The following is a 5,549-nucleotide window of genomic DNA, read 5'->3' on the forward strand; positions in this document are numbered from 1 at the left end:
ACTTTTATTTACAATTAATTATCATTTTTTTTAAACAAAATATCAGGAATGAGACCTCAGTAAAAATTTAACGTTATTTTAATTCAACGAGGTATGTACCCAATTAAGATAACCTTTAAAACCATTTTCAATCGGTATTATAATCACTTCAGGAGTATCATAAGGATGTATTTCGACAAGAGTATTAATTAAGTTTTGCTGTTTACTTTTCTCGGATTTTATCATCATAAGTATTTCATTATCTTCAATAATTTTATTGTCCCAATGATAAATAAGATTTAACTTGAGGATTAAATTTACACAAGCGGCAAGTTTTGTATTGATGAGGTAGTGAGCAATTTCATTAGCGATTTTTTCATTTGGTGCTGTGGAGTATGCAATTATCATTATTTTTCCTTTTAAAATTAATTGATTGTTGATAGCAACAATAATACTTGGGTGATTTTTAATTTTATCAAAAATAAAAACTTTTTTAAAAACTTAAAGCTAATATTTTTATTTCTAGCAAAATAAAAACAGTATTTTCAAAAAAAAAAAACTTTCTCGATATGAACTGTTTACGGCATTATTAAGGGCTTTTTACGTATTATAAGATTCTTGTAGTAAAGAAAAATATCAGGGTGCCGATACTATTAGTAGATTAATGAAATGTATCTATTTGTGTTATAAGGATTAATTTGTCTAAAGGCATTTTATCTTTAATAATATCTCTAATATAAAATAAACTAATTAGTCATAAGATTTATAAAATTTGTGGGGGTTAAAATGGATAATAATTCGCTAAAAAACGCGAGTTTATTTGATAATGATCCCGTTCTCTATGCTGCGTGGCTTTACTATCAGGACGGACTCAGCCAAAGTGAAGTGGCAAATATTATGGGCGTGTCTCGTGTCACCGTCGTGAAATATTTGCATCTAGCTAGAGAAAAAGGATTCGTAAATATTAACTTGGATTCATCAGTATTTTCTACGATTGATTATGCCATCAGAATAAAAGCAAAATTCGATCTTAATAATGTGCTTATTTTACCCGATGAAGAAAAGAATAAATCGCAACACACTTTAAATATGAACAGAGAAAGATTAGCAAAAGCTGGAGCGATGTATCTTTCTCAGATAATTAATGACGATGATATTTTAGGTGTTGCATGGGGACGAACAATTTATAAATTGGGTAATTATCTTCCTCCCAAGTTATTAAAAAATATCACAGTATTACAAATGATAGGTGCAGTAGCGCCACAGCCTGATTTTAAAACAACAGAAGCAGCTGCGTTAATTGCAAATAAGTTGTCAGGATGCAGTATTAATTTGCATGTACCTGCAGTGGTTTCTAGTGCCCGTTTAGCAATGGAGCTACAAGCTGAGCCTATTATTAGGCGTAATTTTTCAGCGTTAAATCAGTGTAATAAAGCTCTTTTTGTTGTAGGCAATACATTTGATGATAATCCTTTAGTAACAACAGGTGTTTTAACGAGTAGTGAAATGGCTCAATATCGTGATTTAGGCGCTGTTGGTGTAATTTGTGGACGTTTTTATGACGCACAAGGTAATCCATTGGTTTCTGATATTGACCTGAGGATAATGGGAATAAGTCTTGCTCAATTAAGGCAAATAACACAGCGTCTTTTTATTGCTGGTGGTGTGGAAAATATTCAGGCAACAATAGGGGCGATAAAAGGAGGTTACGCCACTGATATTGTGATTGATGAAGTGACTGCGCTGGCATTATTAGAGCTAGATAATTAGTCATAAAATCCTCGTGAAAGCGAGGATTTGTTGGCAAATAACTATTTAAGATCTACTTATATTCTAATAAAAATAAGTATTTAAAATATTTTTTTGATCAATTTTCTTTTGTAAGGCTAAGACATAAAGAAAAAGATAAAAAATGATATGTTGTTAACATTTTTCTCTTTTTTTATGTGAGCCACTTGCCTTAGACGCTTGCATCATTCATTATATAAAAAAATTATATAGCGATAATTAGGATCCCACTATATGAAACGCCCATTGCTTGCTGGTTTGGGACTAGCTTTAGGATTAATTTGCCATAATACATTTGCAGCTGAGCTTCATCTTTATGCCGGTGCTGGATTAAAACAACCGATAGAGCAAGTTGTAAATCTTTTTGAAAAAGAGACAGGAAACAAAGTTACTATTGAATATGGTGGTTCAGGGCAAATATTAACACGCTTTAATTTAACTAAGCAGGGAGATTTATTTTTTCCTGGTTCACAAGATTATGTGGAAAAATTAGATAAAGAAGGACAAGTCGCTAATCAATATTCTATTGTTCGCCATATTCCCGTTATTGCTGTACGTAAAGATAAAGCGGGTAATATTAAAACAGTAGAAGATCTTGCAAATAGCTCATTAAAACTAGGTATGGGTGATGCTAAAGCTATCGCATTAGGAAAAAGTGGTGAGCAACTTATCGAGGCATCAGGTCAAGGCGATAAATTACGTGATAAGGTTGTTGTACGCACGGCAACTATTAAACAATTGCTTATGTATTTATTAAATGGAGAGGTGGATGCCGCTATTATTGGATATGCAGATGCAATGAAAAAATCAAGATAAACTTGTTTTACTTCCAGTTCCTGAAGGCAGCCCAGAAGAAGTAGCAACACTTGCTGTTTTAAAAACATCAGCAAATCCGAAAGAAGCACAATTACTTGCTGACTATTTTTCTCGCACTGAAGGGATAAAGGCTTTTACTGATTATGGTTTTCTTCCTGTCATTTCGAAACCATAGATTTTTCTCACATACATTGTGTTTATTCGCCACCAACTCACAGGTGGCTTTTTTCATTATTACAGCAAAATAAATATCTATCTCAAAAAAGGAAATAACGTGTTTCGATGGGCATTAATTCCACTTTTTTTATTGTTATTTCTGATATTAGGATCGTTAATTGCGCTGATATGCCAGCTTTCTTCTGTTGAGTTGAAGCAAGTTATTACCGATCCTGAATTCCATTTTGCTATTGGTATGTCACTGAGTACCGCGTTAATTTCTTTATGTTTAGCAATTATCTTAGGTGTGCCTGCCGCATGGGCAATGGCAAGGATCCCTTTTAAAGGATATCGTTTTATTGATGCGTTATTAGATTTACCTTTGGTGACGCCTCCATTAGTGATCGGTATCGGATTATTATTATTGTTAGGAAATCAGGGACCTTTAGCAGGGGTTTTTCCTGAATTATCTCGCTCTCTGTTTTCACCATTGGGCATTATTATTGCTCAAACTTATGTTGCTAGTGCAATTATTATGAGAAATGGTCTCTCGGCTTTTAAGTCTGTTGACCCTGCTTATATTCAAACTGCACACAATTTAGGATTAACACCAACAAAAACATTTTTTTTAGTTGAAATACCATTGTGTTGGTCGGCTTTAATAAGCGGAAGTATTATTGCATTCTCTAGAGCCTTAGGTGAATTTGGCGCTACGTTAATGCTAGCTGGTGCAACAAGGTTAAAAACAGAAACATTGCCCATGGCAATTTATTTAAATATTGCTAGTGGCGACTTCACTTTGGCAATAGGTTGTGCGCTTGTTCTTATCGCTATCGCGATTATTTTATTATTTGCATTACATCGTTTACAGCGAGAAAAGGAAAGATCATGCTAGAAATTCATTCATTAACAACCGGTATATTAAAAGATGTTTCGCTGTATGTAGAAAAAGGAACATGTTTAGGAATAAGTGGGACATCTGGAAGTGGCAAAACAACACTTTTAAATGCGATTGCTGGATATACTTCATACTCCGGTGATATCTACCTTGCAGATAAAAAATATAAATGAGCAACCAGTATGGTTACGTTCTTGTCGATATTTAAATCAACGGCTTTATTTATTTCCGTTTATGACGGTGACTCAAAATTTATGGCTAGCACAATATGGAGCAAAACAGAAACGAAGTAAGGAGAGGGAAAAGATGATATTAGAACAAATGGGAATTGTGCATCTCGCTGCACGTTATCCTTATCAAATTTCAGGAGGGGAGCAACAACGCGTTGCATTGGCAAGAGCACTTATTAGCCAACCCAAACTTTTACTATTGGATGAACCTTTTTCAAGTTTGGATTGGGAAACACGTTATCAGCTTTGGGATGTAATTGATTTCTTAAAATCTAAGGAAATAACGATGATCATGGTTACTCATGAACCTCGAGAAATCGAAGCATTAGCAGATAAAACGGTTTTATTGTCTAAAGGACAAGTGGTGACTGAACATTCTATATTATGAAACTATTGTCTTGAATATTGATTACCAAGCCATTACTGACCAATGGATAATACGGCCCATAATTTTTACAGAATCAGTTTCCGCTGATTCATCAGGAAATTCGTCTTTATTATAGCTACGTATAATCAATTTACCGCCTGGTTGACGATAGAGTAGTTTTATTCTAAACAAGGCATCTTGTTCGATAGCATAAATCCCACCATCAACAATACGTGTATTGCCTGTATCGACAGTGACTGTTGAGCCATTAGGAATAACTGGTGACATACTATCGCCATAAACGGAAAAACAAATAACGTTTTGAGAAGATGCGCCATAACGGCGTAATGTGCTTTTTGAAAATCTCAATTTATATCCATTATGATCTTCGTTAGTACAACAACCGTCACCTGCTGCGAGTTCAATACTTTTAAAATAGGGAATTTCCACTTCATCAGCACCTAAAGGAGTATTACTGTCCCATTCACTGACAGCTTGCCATTCATTTTCGGGGGGAATTTCAGAAGTTGCATTGGGACGTTCTTCACCTTCAAGCAGCCAAGCTAAATCACAATTTAATGCTTTTGCTAATTCAGGTAAAAAACGGGGACGTTTAGTTTTACCACTTTCTAGTTGTTCTATGGATTGTTGTGTTGTACTTGCTAAAGTAGCAAGCTCTGATTGTGTTAAACCTAACGCAATGCGTTTATCTTTGGTACGTTTCGCAATAGACATTAGTGACTCCTAATACGTGTCCTTACATATTCAAGTACAAAGAGTATATCGTAAAAAGAAAACAAATTAAATTGTATTTTATCTTAAAAATAAAATTAAGAATAGAGTGATTACTTAATTTTGAAAACGTCATCTGCGCTATCTGGTGGGGTGAGATAAGGATTTTCATCAGTAACTTCAGGATCTCTCAAGACTTCTCCACAGAAAATAATAAGGTCAGGTCTTTTTTGTTTTAAGTAGTTAAGTCGTGTTGTACATTCATCCTTAGTATAAATAGTTTCTGTAACAGGAACTGCATCACAAGAATCATTTCCACAAGGGCTTACCAACAACACATAACCGACCAGCATGAGCTGTGAAGTAAAACATAAAATATCCTTTTAACTATTCATGTTTGGTCATCAAAATCAGATTGCTAGATTACCTATTTGTTGATAAAAAAAACAGTTTTCTATTTGTCTTAAATAGCATTAATGATGCAAAAAGGTGTATGTGATCACAATTTTTCTAGTGTTTATTTGTATTTTTTTGGCAATGTGTTATAGGCAAATAACCTAAATATTACACAATGATGTACTAT

The 5,549-nt window shown here is 34.0% G+C and carries 5 protein-coding genes and 2 pseudogenes; 4 read left to right on the plus strand and 3 right to left on the minus strand.

The features are described from left to right. Positions 1–78: 78 nt before the first annotated feature. Positions 79–387 carry a divalent-cation tolerance protein CutA gene (gene cutA, locus BHE89_RS08660; RefSeq protein ID WP_128860406.1) on the minus strand — a complete coding sequence of 103 codons (309 nt, stop codon included), beginning with the start codon at positions 385–387 and terminating at the stop codon, positions 79–81. Positions 388–765: 378 nt separating this feature from the next. Between cutA and BHE89_RS08665 the strand changes: the two genes are divergently transcribed. From BHE89_RS08665 to BHE89_RS08680, 4 genes and pseudogenes are all read left to right on the plus strand, one after another. Beyond that, complete coding sequence (locus tag BHE89_RS08665) at positions 766–1,749, plus strand: sugar-binding transcriptional regulator (protein ID WP_069368929.1); 984 nt, start codon at positions 766–768, stop codon at positions 1,747–1,749. Positions 1,750–2,001: 252 nt separating this feature from the next. Next, positions 2,002–2,758 (plus strand): annotated as a pseudogene (gene modA / locus BHE89_RS08670) (molybdate ABC transporter substrate-binding protein). A 99-nt stretch (positions 2,759–2,857) separates the two neighbouring features. Further along, entirely contained in the window at positions 2,858–3,634 is a 777-nt protein-coding gene (locus BHE89_RS08675; protein ID WP_069368931.1) for an ABC transporter permease, read from the plus strand. After that, positions 3,628–4,255: pseudogene (locus BHE89_RS08680) on the plus strand (ABC transporter ATP-binding protein). Before BHE89_RS08675 ends, BHE89_RS08680 begins: the two are co-directional and overlap by 7 nt. A gap of 21 nt (positions 4,256–4,276) precedes the next feature. Here the strand turns inward: BHE89_RS08680 and BHE89_RS08685 are convergent. Then, positions 4,277–4,969: an XRE family transcriptional regulator gene (locus BHE89_RS08685; RefSeq protein WP_069368933.1), complete on the minus strand. Its 693-nt coding sequence runs from the start codon at positions 4,967–4,969 to the stop codon at positions 4,277–4,279. A gap of 110 nt (positions 4,970–5,079) precedes the next feature. Beyond that, positions 5,080–5,319, minus strand: coding sequence for a hypothetical protein (locus BHE89_RS08690; protein ID WP_128860407.1), 240 nt, complete (start codon positions 5,317–5,319; stop codon positions 5,080–5,082). Positions 5,320–5,549 lie beyond the last annotated feature (230 nt).

Source organism: Shigella sp. FC1967, from assembly GCF_001743005.1.
In the GTDB taxonomy this organism is placed as follows: domain Bacteria; phylum Pseudomonadota; class Gammaproteobacteria; order Enterobacterales; family Enterobacteriaceae; genus Proteus.

What these genes read in the sequence shown, in the direction of transcription:
- BHE89_RS08685 (WP_069368933.1), bottom strand. Translation starts at nt 4,969, where the DNA reads ATGTCTATTGCGAAACGTACCAAAGATAAACGCATTGCGTTAGGTTTA.
- BHE89_RS08665 (WP_069368929.1), top strand. Translation starts at nt 766, where the DNA reads ATGGATAATAATTCGCTAAAAAACGCGAGTTTATTTGATAATGATCCC.
- cutA (WP_128860406.1), bottom strand. Translation starts at nt 387, where the DNA reads ATGATAATTGCATACTCCACAGCACCAAATGAAAAAATCGCTAATGAA.
- BHE89_RS08690 (WP_128860407.1), bottom strand. Translation starts at nt 5,319, where the DNA reads ATGCTGGTCGGTTATGTGTTGTTGGTAAGCCCTTGTGGAAATGATTCT.